The organism is Streptomyces indicus (genome assembly GCF_900100315.1).
Taxonomy (GTDB): domain Bacteria; phylum Actinomycetota; class Actinomycetes; order Streptomycetales; family Streptomycetaceae; genus Streptomyces; species Streptomyces indicus.
The window spans coordinates 77,525-94,320 of the sequence record NZ_FNFF01000014.1 but is presented as its reverse complement, the minus strand read 5'-3'; the positions used below and the strand labels follow the sequence as shown (position 1 = coordinate 94,320).

General features: G+C 71.1%; 11 protein-coding genes. 2 read left to right on the top strand and 9 right to left on the bottom strand.

Annotated features, from left to right (window positions below; all coding sequences use genetic code 11):
* Positions 1-34 precede the first annotated feature (34 nt).
* Positions 35-685, top strand: coding sequence for a DUF1707 SHOCT-like domain-containing protein (locus BLT97_RS27980; RefSeq protein WP_093615031.1), 651 nt, complete (start codon positions 35-37; stop codon positions 683-685).
* Between the two features lie 128 nt (positions 686-813).
* Here the strand turns inward: BLT97_RS27980 and BLT97_RS27975 are convergent, their stop codons facing one another.
* The 9 genes from BLT97_RS27975 to BLT97_RS27935 all read right to left on the bottom strand — a co-directional run bounded on the left by BLT97_RS27975 (position 814) and on the right by BLT97_RS27935 (position 15,826).
* Positions 814-2,445, bottom strand: coding sequence for an alpha/beta hydrolase (locus BLT97_RS27975; RefSeq protein ID WP_093615029.1), 1,632 nt, complete (start codon positions 2,443-2,445; stop codon positions 814-816).
* Positions 2,445-4,049 carry an alpha/beta hydrolase gene (locus BLT97_RS27970; protein WP_093615027.1) on the bottom strand — a complete coding sequence of 535 codons (1,605 nt, stop codon included), beginning with the start codon at positions 4,047-4,049 and terminating at the stop codon, positions 2,445-2,447. Before BLT97_RS27970 ends, BLT97_RS27975 begins: the two co-directional genes overlap by 1 nt.
* Positions 4,050-4,260: 211 nt before the next feature.
* Complete coding sequence (locus tag BLT97_RS27965; protein WP_093615025.1) at positions 4,261-5,802, bottom strand: alpha/beta hydrolase; 1,542 nt, start codon at positions 5,800-5,802, stop codon at positions 4,261-4,263.
* Positions 5,803-5,907: 105 nt separating this feature from the next.
* Positions 5,908-7,284, bottom strand: a complete 1,377-nt coding sequence (gene hemG / locus BLT97_RS27960; protein ID WP_093615023.1) for a protoporphyrinogen oxidase — start codon at positions 7,282-7,284, stop codon at positions 5,908-5,910.
* Positions 7,285-8,071: 787 nt separating this feature from the next.
* Positions 8,072-9,259: a TIGR04053 family radical SAM/SPASM domain-containing protein gene (locus BLT97_RS27955; RefSeq protein WP_245769578.1), complete on the bottom strand. Its 1,188-nt coding sequence runs from the start codon at positions 9,257-9,259 to the stop codon at positions 8,072-8,074.
* Positions 9,256-9,984: a respiratory nitrate reductase subunit gamma gene (gene narI, locus BLT97_RS27950; RefSeq protein WP_093615021.1), complete on the bottom strand. Its 729-nt coding sequence runs from the start codon at positions 9,982-9,984 to the stop codon at positions 9,256-9,258. The genes BLT97_RS27955 and narI overlap by 4 nt, the downstream gene beginning before the upstream one ends.
* Positions 9,984-10,634, bottom strand: coding sequence for a nitrate reductase molybdenum cofactor assembly chaperone (narJ, locus tag BLT97_RS27945; protein ID WP_093615019.1), 651 nt, complete (start codon positions 10,632-10,634; stop codon positions 9,984-9,986). The genes narI and narJ overlap by 1 nt, the downstream gene beginning before the upstream one ends.
* Complete coding sequence (gene narH, locus BLT97_RS27940; RefSeq protein WP_093615017.1) at positions 10,631-12,157, bottom strand: nitrate reductase subunit beta; 1,527 nt, start codon at positions 12,155-12,157, stop codon at positions 10,631-10,633. The genes narJ and narH overlap by 4 nt, the downstream gene beginning before the upstream one ends.
* Before the next feature lie 3 nt (positions 12,158-12,160).
* Complete coding sequence (locus BLT97_RS27935; protein ID WP_093615015.1) at positions 12,161-15,826, bottom strand: nitrate reductase subunit alpha; 3,666 nt, start codon at positions 15,824-15,826, stop codon at positions 12,161-12,163.
* Between the two features lie 224 nt (positions 15,827-16,050).
* On the opposite strand from BLT97_RS27935, the gene BLT97_RS27930 reads away from it, so the two are divergent.
* Positions 16,051-16,785 (top strand): YwiC-like family protein, encoded by a 735-nt coding sequence (locus BLT97_RS27930; protein WP_093615013.1) that lies wholly within the window; start codon positions 16,051-16,053, stop codon positions 16,783-16,785.
* Positions 16,786-16,796: the final 11 nt, after the last annotated feature.

Here is a 16,796-nt window from a genome sequence, read left to right as displayed (position 1 = left end):
TTCCGTACCTCAGTCGCGATATAGCGTTGCCCGTATGTCGGGAGAGACTGCCCCCACCGGAAAGCCGGCCGACGCCGCCCCCGCACCCGAGCTGCGCGCCTCGCACGCCGACCGCGACCGCGTGGTGGACGTCCTGCGGATCGCGGCCGGGGACGGCATGCTCACCGCCGAAGAGCTGGACCAGCGTGTCGAAGCGGCGCTCTCCGCCCGCACCCTGCGCGAACTCGCCCCGCTCACCGCCGACTTGCCCGCCGTCTCGGCCTCCTCCGGCGCCACCGTCGCGGAGGTCAAGGAGCTGGAGCGGATCGAGGGCGTGCACAGCGGCGCGGTCGTCCGCACCGGACGCTGGGTGGTGCCGAAGCGCATGGAGCTCGCGGTGGCGTGGTGCGCGGTGACGCTGGACTTCACCGACGCCGTGATCACCCACGACACCCTGCGGATCGACGCGGAGCTGGCGGGCAAGCGCCTGACGCTGATCACCCGGCCCGGTGTCGTGGTGGACACGAGCGGCCTGCACCTGGTCCACGCCAAAGTCAAACACGGCCGAGGCAGCAGTCCTCAGCCCGGCACCCCGGTCACCCTGCGCGTGGAACTCGCCGGCCGTGCCACCCACGCCCGCGTGATTGTCCGCCCGCCCCGCCGCACCTTCACCCAGTGGCTGCTGCGCAGGCCGCCGACGGTCTGAACGCGAGCCTGGACGGGTGGACCTGACGGCCTGAACGCGCGGGCGGGACGGCCGACTTGGCGCCCTGCACGCGCGCGGGCCGCCCGCTCCCGCAGGAGCAGACGGCCCGTACCCCGCCTGAGGGGGACCTACTTGCAGGTCTTGCCGTCCGCCGGCACCTCTCCGTCCAGGAGATACGCGTCCACCGTCTTCGTCGCGCAGTCGTTCACGCCGTACGTGCCGTGGCCCTCGCCGTCGACCGTGATGTTGACGCCCACACCTTCGCCCAGCGCCTCGGCCATCTTCTTCGCGCCCTCGACCGGCGTCGCCGGGTCGCCCGTGTTGCCGATGACGAGGATCGGGCCCGCGCCCTTCGCGGACACCTCGGGCGTCTTGCGCTCGCCGTCCACCGGCCAGTCGGTGCAGCCCATCAGGCCCCACACCATCGAGGCGCCGAAGACCGGCGAGGCCTTCTCGAACGCCGGGCGTTCGCGCTTGACGTCGGCGTAGTCGAAGCGCTCGTTGCTGTCCGCGCAGCGGATCGCGGCGTTGGCCTGCGCCATGTTGGAGTAGCGGCCCGTCTGCGGGTCGCGGCCGCTGTAGGCGTCGGCGAGCAGCAGCAGGATCGAGCCCGAGCCCGCGTTCTCCACCTCCTGGAGGCCCTGGGTGAGATACGGCCAGGTCTCCTCGCTGTAGAGCGCGGCCGCGATGCCGGTCTCCGCGAGACCGCGGGTGAGCTTGCGGCTCGGGGAGTTGGTGGGCAGGGGCGAGGCCTCGGCCTGCTCCAGGACGGCCGTGATCTGCGCGGAGCCCTCCTCCGGGTCCTTGCCCACGTCCTTGAAGTAGTTCTCCAGGGCCAGTTGGAAGCCCTTGGCCTGGGCGAGACTGCCCTCGATCTGCCCCTCCGTCGGGTCGACCACCGCGTCGAACACGGTGCGGCCCACCTTCTCGGGGAACAAGTGGGCGTACACACCGCCCAGTTCGGTCCCATACGAGATGCCGAAGTAGTTCAGCTTCTTCTCGCCGAGGGCCTCGCGGATCAGGTCCATGTCGCGGGCCGTGTCCGAGGTGCCCACGTGGGGCAGCAGCTTGCCGGCCTTCTTCTCGCAGGCCGCGACCTGCGCGCGGGACTCGGCGGTGTCCTCGGCCTCCTCCGCCGCGCTCGATGGCGGGCCGTCGTCCTCCTGCGAGAGGCGGTCCAGCTCCTTGTCGTCCACGCAGCGCACCGTGGCCGTCTCGCCCACCGCGCGCGGGTCGAAACTCACCAGGTCGTAGCGCTCGTTGAGGTCCTCGTAGTCGCCCGCCGCCTGCGGGAGCGTCGCGACGCCCGAGCCGCCGGGACCGCCGAAGTTGTACAGCAGCGCGCCCAGGCGGCGGTCCGGCTCGGTGGCCGGCTTGCGGATCAGCGCGATCTCGATCTTCTCCCCGTCGGGCTTGTCGTGGTCGAGCGGCGCCTGAAGCGTTCCGCACTGCCACTTGCTGCCCGGCGCCTTGCCCGAGCCCTGGTCGGGGGTGGGTGCCTTGCAGCGGGTCCAGTCGATGGTGCTCTGGTCCGGTACGCCCTTGCCGTCGTCCTGCGCCGAGGAGCCCTCGGGCTTCTTGCCGTCGGAGGGTTCGGAGGAGGATGTACAGCCGGCCACCAGCAGAGCCGCCGCGAGCAGAGCAGCCGCCAGCGGCGAGGACCGGCCGGTCCACCCGCCCGGATCGACGGACGGGCGGCGGGATGTGCCGGAAGCCGGGCGGCGGGATATGCCGGAGGTGGAGCGGGACGTGCGGGGCATTACGAGCAGACCTTTCCGTCTTCCGGAACCTTGTGGTCGAGCAGATAGTCCTCGACGGTCGAGTCGACGCACGGATTGCCGCCGCCGTACGCGCCGTGGCCCTCGCCCTTGAAGGTGAGGTGCACCCCGACGCCCTTGCCGAGTTCGTCGGCCATCCGGCGCGCGCCCTCGAAGGGCGTGGCCGAGTCGCCGGTCGTGCCGATGACGAGGATCGGCGCCGCGCCCGGCGCGCTCACCTCGGGGGTCTTGTGCTCGCCGGCCACCGGCCACTTGTGGCACCAGCCGGCCGCGTCCCAGCCGAGATAGCCGCCGAACACCGGCGAGATCTCCATGAACTCCGGGAGCAGCTTCTTCGCCTGCGCGGGCGTCGGCCTGACCTGCGAGTCGGCGCAGGAGATCGACCGCTGCGCGTGCATCGCCCGGCCGTAACGGCCGGACGCGTCACGGTTGTTGTACTCGTCCGCGAGCGCGAGCAGCGGGGAGCCGTCCCCGTCCTCGGCGGCCTGGAGCGCCGCCGTCAGCTGCGGCCACATGCTCTCCGAGTACAGGGCCTGCGTGATGCCGGTGGTGCCGAGCGTCTCGTTCAGATCGCGTCCGCCCGCCGCCGGCAGCGGCTTCTTGTCGAGGGACTTCAGGAGCGCGGCGATCTCCTGGGTGCCCTCCTTCGGGTCCCTGCCCTCCGCCTTCAGGTAGTTCTCCAGGGCGCGCTGGAAGCCGCGCGTCTGGTTCTTGGCGTGCCCGATCATGTCCGCGCTCGGGTCGACCACCGCGTCCAGGACGAGCCGGCCCACCTTCTCGGGGAACAGGTGGGCGTAGGTGCCGCCCAGTTCGGTGCCGTAGGAGTAGCCCAGGTAGTGCAGCTTGTCGTCGCCGAGCACGATGCGCATCAGGTCCATGTCGCGCGCGGTGTTGGAGGTGGTGACATACGGCAGGATCTCGCCGGACTTCTCCTTGCAGCCCGCGCCGAAGGCCGCCGCGTCCGCGAAGTACGCCTTCTCCTCGGCGGCCGTGTCGGGCGTGAGGTCGATCGTGGTGAAGGCCTTCTCGGTGTCCGCGTCCTCGCGGCACTCCACACCGCCGCTGCGCTCCACGCCGCGCGGGTCGAACCCGACCAGGTCGTAGCGCTCGTGCAGCGCCGGGTAGCCGGGGGCCGCGGCCGGCAGGCTGTTCACGCCGGAGCCGCCGGGGCCGCCGAAGTTGAAGAGCAGCGAGCCGATCCGCTTGCTGTCGTCGCGGGCCTCGCTGCGGATCAGGGCCACGCCGATCGTCTTGCCGTCCGGGTCCTCGTAATCGAGCGGGACCTTGAGCGTCGCGCACTTCCACGAGCTGTCGGAGGCGCCCGAGCCGCCGCCCTCGCAGTCGCCCCAGTTCAGCTTCTGCCCGGTGAGCGCGGCGGGCAGCCCCGAATCGTCGGCCGCGCCGGGCGACTTGGCGGGCGCGGTGGTGGAGCCCGCGGCCTGGCTGCCGCCGCCCTTGCCCGAGGCCGCGCCGTCACCGCTGCACCCCGCGAGGAGGGATCCGGCGAGGAGGGCGGCCGCGGCGAGTGCGGCGGGCCGCGCGATACCGGTGCGTGCGGCCGCCCGGTCCCCTGACGTGCTTGCCATGTACGACGTCCCCCCTCTTGGCGCAGTGCCGTCATCCTAAAGGCGGGCGTATGCCGGGGACGGTTGCGGTCCGGCGAAGATTCGCCGTATCGAATCGGGAACAGTCCGCCGTATCGCATCGGGAGCAGCGGGCGGACCGGCGTACCGGAGTCGAGGCCTGCACCGGACCGACGCGCGTACCGGGGCCGAGGCGCGTACCGAAGCCCAGGCGCTACGAGCACACCGTGCGCGGCTTCGGCTCCTTGCCGTCGAGCAGATAGCCGTCCACCGCGTCGCGCACGCACTTGTTCTTGCTGTCGTACGCGCCGTGCCCCTCGCCCTTGTACGTGAGCTCGATCCCGACGCCCTCGCCCAGCGACTCGACCATCTTGCGCGCCCCTTCGTACGGGGTCGCCGGGTCACCGGTGTTGCCGATGACCAGGATCGGCGCGGAGCCCTTCGCGCTGACGTCGGGGTGGTCGGCCGCGCCCTCGACGGCCCAGTCCGAGCAGCCGAGCATGCCCCACGCGAGGTAGTCGCCGAACAGCGGCGAGGTCTTCCGGAACTCCGGCAGCTTGGCCTTGACGTCCTCGACCGTGTAACGGGCTTTGTCGTCGGCGCAGTTGATGGCCACGTTCGCCGACTGGATGTTGCTGTACGTGCCGTCGAGGTTGCGGCCGTTCATCGAGTCCGAGAGCGCCATCAGGATCCGGCCGTCGCCGTCGTACGCGTTCTCCAGACCCTCCGTCAGGTACTCCCAGAAGTCCTTCGAGTACAGGGACTGGGCGATCCCGCTGGTCGCGGCGGTCTGGGTCAGCTTGCGCTGTCCGAGCCCCGGCAGCGGCTTCCCGTCCAAGTCCTTGAGGAACTTCGCGATCCGCTCCTGTACGTCCTCGGGGGTGTCGCCGACCGGGCAGTCCTCCACCTTCGAGGTGCAGTCCTTCGCGTAGTTCTCCAGGGCGAGCTGGAAGCCGCCGGCCTGCCCGAGGGAGCCCTGCTCGGGGGACTGGGTCGGGTCGACCACGGCGTCGAACACCGCGCGGCCCACCTTGTCCGGGAACAAGTGGGCGTACACACCGCCCAGTTCGGTGCCGTAGGAGATGCCGAAGTAGTGCAGCTTGTCGTCGCCGAGCACCTGGCGCATCAGGTCCATGTCGCGGGCGGCGTCGGTGGTCGCGACATGCGGCAGGACCTCGCCGGAGCGCTCGTCGCAGCCCTCGTTGAAGGACTTCACGTTCTCCAGGAGCGTCTGCTCCTCGGCGGCGTCGTCGGGGGTCGCGTCCTGCTGGTAGTACGCGTCGAGCTGGACGTCGTCCTCACAGGTCACCGGCTTGCTGCGGCCCACGCCGCGCGGGTCGAAGCTGACCAGGTCGTAGCGGGTGCGCAGCTTCGCGTAGTCCTCGCCGAAGGCGGGCAGCGCGGTGATGCCGGAGCCGCCGGGGCCGCCGAAGTTGAACAGGAGCGAGCCGATGCGGTTCTTCTTCTCGCTCGCCTCGGCGCGGATCAGCTCGATCCCGATGGTCTCGCCCTCGGGGTCGTCCCAGTCCAGGGGCGCCTTCATCGTGGCGCACTGCCACTTCGCCCCGGCCGGCAGCGGACTCGGCGCCTCGCCGCCGCCCTGGGCTGCGCTGGGTGCGGGGCAGTCCTTCCACGTCAGCTTCTGTGCGCTGAGGTCACCGTCCCCGTCGTCGGAGCCGCTGCACCCGGTGGCGAGCGCGGTGGTGAGGGCGAGGGCCAGGGGCAGGGCGAGACGCACGGGGCGGGGCTTCGGCATGCCCCCATCCTGCGGGCGCGTTCCTGGGGGCGCCTTTGGCGCGAGCCGTCCGTGTGATCATGCCCGGGCGGTACGGGACGGGGTGCCCGGCTGTAGAGGGCGGTCTCAGCCCTCGAAGACCCGGCGGGCCGCCTTGCGGCCGGTGGCCACGCAGGCCGCCACGCCGACGCCCTCGTACGCGGCGCCGCACACCTCGAGGCCCGGCAGCTTCTCCACGGCCTCGCCGATCCGGGCGATCCGGTCGGCGTGCCCGACGCCGTACTGCGGCAGGGCACGGTCCCAGCGGGTGACGCGGGCCGCGGCGGGCTCGCCCATGCGGCCGGCCGCGAGATGCAGCTCGGAGACGGCGGTGCGGATCAAGTGGCGGTCGGGGACGTCGAGTTCCTGCTCCTCGCCCGCCCGGCCGACGGAGACGCGCAGCACGAACGTGCCCGGCGCGGACTCGGCCAGCCAGCTCCACTTGTTGCTGAGGAAGGATGCGGCCTTGATCGTGTGGCCGTCGACCGGCGGCACGAGGAAGCCGTTGCCTTCCGGCAGGGAGGGCGTACGGGAGCGGTCGAAGGCCATCGTGACCACCGCGGAGCTCGCGTGCTGGATCGCGGAGAGCTCCTCGAACGCGGCCGGCGAGTGGCCGCGCAGCAGCTCGGCGGCGGCGTGGGCGGGCAGCGCGAGGATCACCGCGTCGGTCTCCATGACCAGCGGGCCGTCCGCGGTCTGGGCGCAGACGCGCCAGCGGCCGGAGGCGGTGCGCTGGAGTTCGCGGGCGCGGGTGCCGGTGAGGACGCGGGCGCCGGAGGCCTGCGCGACGGCGGCCGGGAGGCGGCCCGTACCGCCGCGTACGCCTTGCACGGCCGCGGCCTTCGGGGCGCCCGCGGCCCGTACGCGGCGCAGGGCGCCGATGATCGAGCCGCCGTGCTCGGCGACCGCGGCGAGGCGGGGCATGGCGGAGCGCAGCGAGAGCCGGTCGGCGCGGCCCGCGTAGACCCCGCCGAGCATCGGCTCGACGAGCCGGTCGACGGCCTCCTGGCCGATGCGGGCGGCGAGATAGTCGGCGACGGAGATGTCGGTGTCGCGGGGGAGCGGGCCCGCCTTGAGCTCCTCCTCGCGGCACAGGCGCGCGAGGCCCTCGTCGGAGAGGAGACCGGTGCCGGCGAGGGCGCGGGGCTCGGTCGGGATGCCGAGGACGTGCCCGGCGGGCATGGGGCGCAGGTGGCCGCCGGTCCAGACGGTGGTGGGGGCGGTGGCCGGGTCGCACAGGTCGGGGCCGAGGCCGACCTCCTGCGCGAGCTCCACGGCCTCGGGGCGCAGCGCCATGATGGACTCGGCGCCGGTGTCGACGGGGACGCCGCCGATGGTGCCGGTGCGCAGCTTGCCGCCGATGCGCTGGTCGCTCTCGATCACGGTGACGTCGGCTTTGCCTCGCAGCTGCCAGGCTGCTGCGAGTCCGCTGATGCCGCCGCCGACGACGATTGCTGAGCGCATGGTGGGGTCTCCCGCGTTCGGGGTGCTGTCCTTGTTCGACGGTAGGTCGGGGTGGGGGTGCTTCGGCTCGTGCTTTTGGGTGGGGTGCGGGGCCGAATGGCTAATTCGGGGGCGGGGTGCGGGGTGGTTGTTTCGGGCGCCGTGCCGGAGGTGCAGGGGGCGGAGCCGCCGCCCTGGGTGCGGGTGGTTGTTCTCGGGGTGCGGTGTCTGAATTTCGGGAGCCGTGCGTGGTGGATGGTTCGGGCTGCCGTGCCGGGGGTGCAGGGGGCGGAGCCCCCGCCCTGGGTGCGGTGTTCTGGGGCGGTGCGGGTGGGGTTCGGCTGAGGCGCGGTGCGGATTTCCCCTACCCGCCCCTTCCCGAAACCGAGGGCTGCGCCCCCGGACCCCCGGGTGGGCACCCTCGGACGGACCGCGCCCCGGGCCCCCGGGCGGGCGCCCTGGACGGGACAGCGCCCCCAGGCCCCAGGGCGGGCGCCCCGCACGGGACCGCGCCCCGGACACCCTGGCGGGTACCCGAACGGGACTGCGCCCTCGGGCCTCCTCGGGGGCACCCGAGCTGGAGCTGGCGCCCCGGGCCCGCCTTGGTGCGCACCCACGCGGGGGCTTCGCCCCCTGCACCCCCCTTTGGGGCTTCGCCCCTTGCCCCCTGTCGCGCCTTAAGGGCGCTCGTCCTCAAACGCCGGACGGGCTGGTGGGTTGCCCCACGGGCGAAAGGTGCACGCACGCGAAAGGAGCCCGCACGCGAAAGGAGCCCGCACGCGAAAGGTGCCAGAGGGCACGAGCCCCCTCACAACCTCGCCGGCTCGTAAGCGCACCAAGGATCCGCCGCCAGCGTCCTCCCCGTCATCGCGTACGCACGCGAGCGCGAACCGCCGCACACCGTGTTGAACTCGCAGCGGCCGCACTTTCCCTCCAGCAGGGACGGGTCGCGGAGGGAGGTGAAGAGGGCCGAGCCGCGGTAGATGTCCGGGAGGGGGTGGTTCTTGACGTTGCCCGCCGACAGGGGCAGGAAGCCGCTCGGGTGGACCTCTCCCGTATGCGAGACGAAGACGAAACCGCGGCCCGAGCCGACGTCCATGGGGGGACGGCGGACGGAGCGGCGGGCTCCTTCGAAGAGGCCGAGTTCCGTGGCGCGGGCCGTCAGCGTGGCGTGCAGCGGGCCCGTGGCCGGGCGTTCGCCGTGCCGGTCCATGGCCGCGCGCTGAAGGGCGACCCGGCGGAAATGGTGGCCCTCCGTGGTCTTCGTGGCCATGACCGCACCGCAGTCGTAGAGGAAGTGCAGGACGTCCTCGACCTCCGCGGCGGAGAGCGCGTCCAGCTGTTCGCCGCGGCCGGTCGGCACCAGGATGAACCCGCTCCAGATCATCGCGCCCTCGCGCTTGACCACCGCCGCGATGTCCGCGAGATCGTGCAGACTGTGCCGGCTGACCGTGGTGTTGATCTGGACCTTCAGGCCGAGTTCGCGGGCCGTGCGCCAGCCGTCGAGCGTCAGGTCGTAGACACCGGGGACGCCGCGGAAGCTGTCGTGGCGTGCGGCCGTCGATCCGTCCAGGGACAGGGAGAGGGCCACCGCGCCCGCCTGTTGCACGGCCTGGAGGTTCGCGCGGGTCAGGGTGGGGGTGCCGGAGGGGGAGACGGCGATGCGGAGGCCGAGCTCCGTGCCGTACGCGACGAGGTCCGTCAGATCCGCGCGCTGGAAGGGGTCGCCGCCCGTGATGACGAAGAGCGGGCTCGGCTTGCCGAAGGAGGCAATCTGGTCCATCAGGCGGCGAGCGTCCGCGCCGTCCAATTCGGCCGGATCGCGGGCGAGTTGGGCCTCGGCGCGGCAGTGCAGGCACGCGAGCGGGCAGGCTCGGGTGGCCTCCCAGATGACGATGAACGGCCGTTCCTCCACCGGGTGCCGCGGGGTGCGGACCGCACGTGAGGCGCGGTCGGTTCGCAAGGTGCGGTCGGTTCGCGCGGTGTGCACGTTCACGAGCCCACCTTTTCCCAGCCCCGCCGCGCCGGCCGGTGCGCGAGCTGCTGCGGGTCGCGGCGGCGGTAGACCACGTACGGGCGGAACAGGTACTTCAGCGGGGCGCTGAACATGTGCACCAGGCGGGAGAAGGGGATCAGGAGGAAGAGGCCGAGGCCGAAGAGGACGTGCAGCTGGAAGGCGAGGGGCGCCTGGCCCATCAGGGCGTAGTCCGGCTGAAAGGTGAAGAGCGAGCGGAACCAGAGCGAGACGCCCTCGCGGTAGTTGTAATCGCCCGTCGCGCCGGTCGAGTTGAGCAGCGTGGCCACGATCCCGAGCACCATCGCGCCGAGCAGGAACGTGTACATGAGGTGGTCGCTGCGCAGCGTCGCCTGCTTCACCGCCGGGACCGTGAAGCGGCGGTAGACCAGGATGCCGATGCCCGCCGCGGCGGCGAGGCCCGCCACCGAACCCGTCGTGACCGCCAGCAGGTGGTACGTGTGGTCGCTGAGCCCCACCGCGTCGGTCCAGGTCTTCGGGATCAGCAGCCCGACCACATGCCCGACGACCACGAAGGCCATGCCGAAGTGGAACAGCGGTGAGCCGATGCGGAGCAGGCGCGACTCGTGCACCTGCGTGGAGTGCGTGGTCCAGCCGAACTTGTCGTAGCGCGCCCGCCAGATCAGGCCCGCGAGCAGGAGCACCACGACGACATAGGGGAAGACTCCCCAGAGGATGAGGTCCATCAGGCCGGAGTCCTTTCCAAGGGCATGGTGGGCCAAGGGAGTTCGACACCCGGGCCGAAGGGTTCGAGGGGATCGGAGAGGCCCACCGACTCGTGCTTCGGCCCGCGCTTCGCGAGCGCCTTCGCCTCGGCCTTCGTCTCGGGGGACGGCCCGGGCAGCGTGGCGCAGACCGCTTCGAGGACGCGGGCGTACGGGGTGCCCGCGGCGGTCACCGCGAGCCGCAGGAGTTCCAGGCCGGCCCGGTGCTCCTCGAGGAGCAGCGTGCCCGCCTCGGGGTGCAGGGCCGCGAACTCCAGGGCCACGGGAAGGAAGTCGGGCAGCTCGTCGCCCGCGAACTCCAGGCCGAAGTCCCGGTAGATCCGCTTGAGGCGGACCAGGGACAGACCGCGGTTGCGGGTGTCGCCGTCCGTCCACCACGTCAGGTAGAGGCAGCGGCGGTTACGGGTGTCGAAGGTGTCGGTGTAGTGCGCGGCCAGGTCCAGTTCGGGGGTCACCCGGACGTACGCGAGGAACTCGGCGAGGAGCCGGGCCGGTTCGGGGGCCGCCCCGGCGAGGGCCTCCTCGCATCGCGGGAGGTCCGTGTACAGGCGCGCGTCGGGGTACTGGAGCAGCCGTCCTGCGACAAGACGTACGAGACCACCGGGGGTCATGCGCTCCTCCGCGTCGGGGAGAGGTTCAGGAGGGGACGGCTGCCGCCGAGTGCCTCGGCCGAGACCGGGCAGCCGTCGTCGAGAGGGTGCGAGTCCGCCAGGGCGTCCGCGTCGGCCCGCGCCGCCGTCGGAATCACATACCGGTCCTCGTACTTGGCGACCGCGAGCAGCCGGAACATGTCCTCGATCTCCTGGCCGGTCAGCCCGACGGCGGCGGCGATCGACTCGTCGCGGTCCTGCCCGAGGTTCACGCGCCGCATGTACGCGCGCATCGCGGCCATCCGCCGGAGCACGGCCTCGACGACGTACGTGTCACCGGCGGCGAGCAGCTCGGCGAGGTACTCCACCGGGATGCGCAGCGCGTCGATCGCACCGAAGAGGTTGCCCGCGTCCTCGCCGTCGCTGCCGGTGGCGGCCACCGCGTCCACGACCGGCGAGAGCGGCGGCACGTACCAGACCATCGGCATGGTGCGGTACTCCGGGTGCAGCGGCAGCGCGACCTGGTACGTGGCGATGAGGTCGTGGACGGGGGAGCGGCGGGCGGCGTCCAGCCACTCGTCCGTGATGCCGGCCGCCCGCGCGGCCGCCTGCACCGCCGGGTCGTGCGGGTCGAGGAAGGCGCCCAACTGGGCGGGGTACAGGTCGTGTTCGTCCTCGACTGCCGCGGCCTCGGTCACCTTGTCGGCGTCGTACAGCATCACGCCGAGGTAGCGCATCCGCCCGACACAGGTCTCCGAGCACACGGTCGGCAGACCGACCTCCACCCGCGGGAAGCAGAAGGTGCACTTCTCGGCCTTGCCGGTGGAGTGGTTGAAGTAGACCTTCTTGTACGGACAGGAGGAGACGCACATCCGCCAGCCGCGGCACTGGTCCTGGTCGACGAGCACGATGCCGTCCTCGACGCGCTTGTACATCGCGCCGGACGGACAGGCCGACACACAGGCCGGGTTGAGGCAGTGCTCGCACACCCGCGGCAGATAGAACATGAAGCTCTGCTCGAACTCCATCCTGATCCGCTCGCCGACCTCGTCGCGGATCTTCTCCACGATGGGGTCCTTGACGGCGTGCTCGGGCGCACCGCCCAGGTTGTCCTCCCAGTTGGGGCCCCACTCGATCTTGTCGATGGGCTCACCCGTGACCTGGCTGACCGGCCGCGCGACCGGCATGTCCTCGCCGGCCGGCGCCTCGGTGAGGTTCTTGTACTCGTACGTCCAGGGCTGGTAGTAGTCCTCGATCTGCGGCAGTTCGGGGTTGGCGAAGATCTGCCCGAGGCGCTTGGCGCGCCCGCCCGCCTTGAGACGCAGACGGCCCGACCGGGTGCGCTCCCAGCCGCCCTTCCACTTCTCCTGGTCCTCCCAGCGCCGGGGGTAGCCCTGGCCGGGCAGCGTCTCGACGTTGTTGAACCAGACGTACTCGGTGCCCTTGCGGTTGGTCCACGCCTGCTTGCAGGTGACCGAACAGGTGTGGCAGCCGATGCACTTGTCGAGGTTCATGACCATGGCTACCTGTGCCATTACGCGCATTGCTTAGAACTCCACGTCCTGGTTGCGGCGGCGGATGACGGTGACCTCGTCGCGCTGGTTGCCGGTCGGGCCGAGGTAGTTGAAGGCCCAGGTCAACTGGGCGTAGCCGCCCACGAGATGGGTGGGCTTGAGCATGATCCGGGTCAGCGAGTTGTGGATGCCGCCGCGCTTGCCGGTCTTCTCCGTCTTGGGCACGCCGACCGTGCGCTCCTGCGCGTGGTTCATGTAGACCGTGCCGGGCGGCATCTTGTGCGAGACGATCGCGCGGGCCGTGACCACGCCGTTGCGGTTCACGGCCTCGATCCAGTCGTTGTCCTGGACCCCGATGGACTCGGCGTCCTGCGGGGACATCCACACCGTCTGGCCGCCGCGGCCGAGGGTCATCATGTACAGGTTGTCCTGGTACTGGCTGTGGATCGCCCACTTGTTGTGCGGGGTCAGGTACCGGACAGCGACCGACTTCTCGGCCGCATCGACGTGCCCGAGCTTCGGCTCCCCGTACAGCCTGTTCATGTCCAGCGGCGGCTTGTACGTGGGCAGTGCCTCGCCGACCTCGTGGATCCAGTCGTGGTCGATGAAGAAGTGCTGGCGCCCGGTGAGGGTGTGCCAGGGCTTGAGGTGCTCCGTATTGACCGTGAACGCGGTGTAGCGGCGGCCGCCCGACTCGCTGCCGGACCACTCGGGAGAGGTGATCACCGGGGTGGGGCGTGCCTGCGTGTCGGCGAAGGTGATCCGCTTGCCCTCGGCCTCGGCGGCGAGGTGCGCCATCTCCTGGCCGGTGGACTTCTCCAGGGTGTGGAAACCCTGGGTCGCCAGGCGCCCGTTGGAGGTCCCGGAGAGCGACAGGATCGCCTCGCAGGCCTGCTGCGCGGTCTCCAGCCGCGGCCGCCCGTCGGCGACCCCGCCGCGTACGGTCCCGTTCTTGCTCTGCAGATACGCGACTTCCTCGGCCACGTCGAAGGTGATCGCCTTCGTCGTCACGCCCAGCTTGTCGATCAGGGGCCCGAGCGCGGCGAACTTCTCGCCGACGGCCCCGTAGTCCCGCTCGACGACGGCCAGGTTGTACATGGTCTTTCCAGGAACGGGCTCGCACTCGCCCTTGGACCAGTCGAGCGCCACACCGCCGGGCTGCGCCATCTCGCCGCCGGGGGTGTCGTGCTGGAGCGCGGTGGCGACGAGGTCGCGGCGCACGCCCAGGTGCTCCTTGGCCAGTTCGCCGAAGCGCGTGGCTATCGCCTTGAACGCGTCGTAGTCCGAGCGCGCCTGCCACGGCGGGTCCACGGCCGGCGTGAACGCGTGCAGGAACGGGTGCATGTCGGTGGACGACAGATCGTGCTTCTCGTACCAGGTGGCGGCCGGCAGCACGACATCCGCGAGCAGCGTCGTCGAGGTCATCCGGAAGTCCATGGCGAGCAGCAGATCGAGCTTGCCCTCCACGTCCTCCTCGCGCCAGGTGACGTCCTTGGGCTCGCAACGCGGCCCGTCCTCGGGCAGGTTGGAGTGGGTGCCGAGCAGGTGCTTGAGGAAGTACTCGTTGCCCTTCGAGCTCGACCCGAGGAGATTCGCCCGCCATACGTTGAGCACGCGCGGCCAGTTGCCGGGCGCGTCCGGGTCCTCGCCGGCGAACCCGAGCTCGCCGTCCTTGAGCATGCGTACGGTGTCCGCGACCGGATCGTCCTGCGCACCCAGCTCCAGGGGATTGCGGTCGAAGGTCGGATACGAGGGCATCCAGCCCATACGCGCGGAGGCGGCCAGGCAGTCGGCGCCCGTCATGCCCGCGAAGCGGCCCGTGCCGAGCGGTGAGGCGAGCGCGTCGGCGGGCAGCGAGTCGTAGCGCCACTGGTCGGTGTGGAGGTAGAACCAGCCCGCGCCGATCATGTGCCGGGGCGGCCGGCCCCAGTCGCTCGCGCTCGCCAGCGTGGCCCAGCCGGTGACCGGGCGGCACTTCTCCTGGCCCACGTAGTGGCCCCAGCCGCCGCCGTTGCGGCCCTGGCAGCCGGTCAGCGTGAGCAGCGCCAGGAAGGCGCGGTAGATCGTCTCGGAGTGGAACCAGTGGTTGGTGCCCGCGCCCATGAGGATCATGCAGCGGCCCCCGGAGTCCACGGCGGTCTGCGCGAACTCCCTTGCCACACGGGTGGCTTGAGCGGCGGGCACGGAGGTGAGGGTCTCCTGCCAGGCCGGGGTGCCGGGGGTCCGCGCGTCCTCGTACGACTGCGGCCACTCGCCGGGAAGACCGGGGCGCCCGACGCCGTACTGGGCGAGCAGCAGATCGAAGACGGTGGTGACGAGCCGGTCGCCGACGCGCCGCACGGGCACGCCGCGGCGTACGGTCGCCCCGTCCTCGTCGAAGCGGGGGAGGGTGATCTCGGCGTGCTCGCCCTCGCCGATCAGCGTGAGCCGCGGCACGGTGTCGCCGAGGTCGAGATTCCACTCGGGCGTCTCGTTCTTGCCCCAGCGGTGGCCCAAGGTGCCGTTGGGGACGGTGAGTTCACCGGTCACGTCGTCGACGAGAACGGTCTTCCATTCGGCGTTCTCTGTGTCGTCGCGTCCAAGATCCTTGGCCGTGAGGAACTTCCCGGGCACGAGCCCCTGCTCGCCCTCACTGAGGCTGACGAGGAAGGGAAGATCGGTGTAGGTGCGCACGTAATCCTCGAAGAACTCCGTCTGCTGCTCGACGAAGAACTCCTTCAGAATCACATGCCCCATGGCAAGCGCGAGCGCGCCGTCCGTCCCCGGATGCGGATGCATCCACTCATCCGCGAACTTGGTGTTGTCCGCGAAATCCGGGGATACGGTGACGACCTTCTGCCCGCGATAACGCGCCTCGGCCATCCAGTGGGCGTCCGGCGTCCTGGTGACCGGGACATTGGAGCCCCACATCATCAAATAGGCCGCGTCCCACCAGTCACCCGATTCCGGCACATCCGTCTGGTCGCCGAAAACCTGCGGGGAAGCGACCGGCAGATCCGCGTACCAGTCGTAGAAGCTGAGCATCGGCGCGCCGATCAGCGAATGGAAACGTGCACCCGCCGCGTGCGAGGCCATCGACATCGCGGGAATCGGCGAGAAACCGGCGACGCGGTCCGGGCCGTACTCCTTGATGGTGTGCACATGCGCGGCCGCGATCATCTCGACGGCCTCGTCCCAAGTGGCCCTGACCAGCCCGCCCTTGCCGCGCGCCCTCTGGTACTTTCGGCGGCGTGTCTCGTCCTTCTGGATATCGGCCCAGGCGAGCACGGGGTCCTTGAGGCGCTTCTTCGCCTCGCGGTACATCTCGAGGAGCGTGCCGCGGACATGGGGATAGCGGACGCGGGTCGGCGAATACGAGTACCAGGAGAAGGAAGCGCCGCGGGGGCAGCCGCGCGGCTCGTACTCGGGCCGGTCGGGTCCGGTCGACGGATAGTCCGTCGCCTGCGTCTCCCAGGTGATGATGCCGTCCTTGACGTACACCTTCCACCTGCACGAACCGGTGCAGTTCACGCCGTGCGTGGAATATACGACCTTGTCGTGGCTCCAGCGGTCACGGTAGAAGACCTCGGCCGCGCGGCCGCCGGTATGCGTGATGGTGCGCAGGTCCTCGGAAACCTCGGACGCTTTGGAGCGCCGGAAGAATCCCCCGGCCTTGATCAAAGCTTCGGCAGCGCTCGTCGTGCTGTCCTGCTGCTGCAACGCCTCGTCCCTCCGGACCCTGTGGAATTCGCGTGCGGAATTCACCTGCGGAATCGGCACATCCTGAGGCTATGCCCGCGCTGGGGCGTGTCCCGGTGACAGAAGTCCCGTACGGCAGGGACCTCCTCCCTCACTTCCCCAGGACCCGCGATGCGAGAGTGGAGACGTCAACTGGCCGCCCGATACGCCGACATGGCGTCGGAAAACCGGAGCAGGAGCACCCCATGGCCCGCCGCACCCGCTGGCTGCCGGATCAGCACGGCGCGTGGGCGATGCTCGCGGTGCCGTTCGCGGCCGGCACCTTCCTCGGCACGCCGCGCTGGGGGCACCTGCCGCTGTTCGCGGCCTGGCTGCTCGGCTACATGGCGACGTACCACGTCCAGCAGTGGCTCCGCCTGCGCCGCATCTCCCGCAACCCGAAGGCTCCGGCCCGCCACGTCCGCCCGGCCGTGGTCTTCGGCACGCTCTTCGCCGCGCTCGGCCTGCCGCTCGCCTGTCTCCACCCCTGGCTGCTGCCCGCATGCGCGGCGGCGGCCCCCTTCCTCCTGGCCAACACCTGGTACGCCCGCCGCAACAAGGAACGCGCCCTGCTCAACGGCCTGCTCGCGGTGATCCCGGCCTGCGGCATGCTCCTGGTCACCTACCGCCTGGGGGAGGGCAGTTGGGGCGCGTGGCGCCCGGCCCTCGCCTGCCTCCTCTACTTCGCGGGCACGGTCCCGTACGTGAAGACGATGATCCGCGAGCGCAACTCACGCGCGTACTACTGGGGTTCGGTCACCTACCACGCGGCTGCCGCCGCAGCAGCCACAGCCCTGACCCCCTGGCTCGCCCTCCCCTTCACGGCCTACCTCACCCGCGCCGCCGCCCTGCCGGGCCGAGGAGTGAAGGTCCCGGTGGTGGGCGCGCTGGAACTCATGGGCTCACTGGCACTGCTGGCTACGGTGCTGTTGTCGTTCTGAGGGTTGGGTGC

Bases quoted from the DNA above. Each gene is read 5' to 3' on its own strand.
- BLT97_RS27970 (WP_093615027.1), bottom strand. From the start codon at position 4,049: ATGGCAAGCACGTCAGGGGACCGGGCGGCCGCACGCACCGGTATCGCG.
- narJ (WP_093615019.1), bottom strand. From the start codon at position 10,634: ATGACCCCCGGTGGTCTCGTACGTCTTGTCGCAGGACGGCTGCTCCAG.
- BLT97_RS27975 (WP_093615029.1), bottom strand. From the start codon at position 2,445: ATGCCCCGCACGTCCCGCTCCACCTCCGGCATATCCCGCCGCCCGGCT.
- BLT97_RS27980 (WP_093615031.1), top strand. From the start codon at position 35: ATGTCGGGAGAGACTGCCCCCACCGGAAAGCCGGCCGACGCCGCCCCC.
- narI (WP_093615021.1), bottom strand. From the start codon at position 9,984: ATGGACCTCATCCTCTGGGGAGTCTTCCCCTATGTCGTCGTGGTGCTC.
- narH (WP_093615017.1), bottom strand. From the start codon at position 12,157: ATGCGCGTAATGGCACAGGTAGCCATGGTCATGAACCTCGACAAGTGC.
- hemG (WP_093615023.1), bottom strand. From the start codon at position 7,284: ATGCGCTCAGCAATCGTCGTCGGCGGCGGCATCAGCGGACTCGCAGCA.
- BLT97_RS27965 (WP_093615025.1), bottom strand. From the start codon at position 5,802: ATGCCGAAGCCCCGCCCCGTGCGTCTCGCCCTGCCCCTGGCCCTCGCC.
- BLT97_RS27930 (WP_093615013.1), top strand. From the start codon at position 16,051: ATGGCCCGCCGCACCCGCTGGCTGCCGGATCAGCACGGCGCGTGGGCG.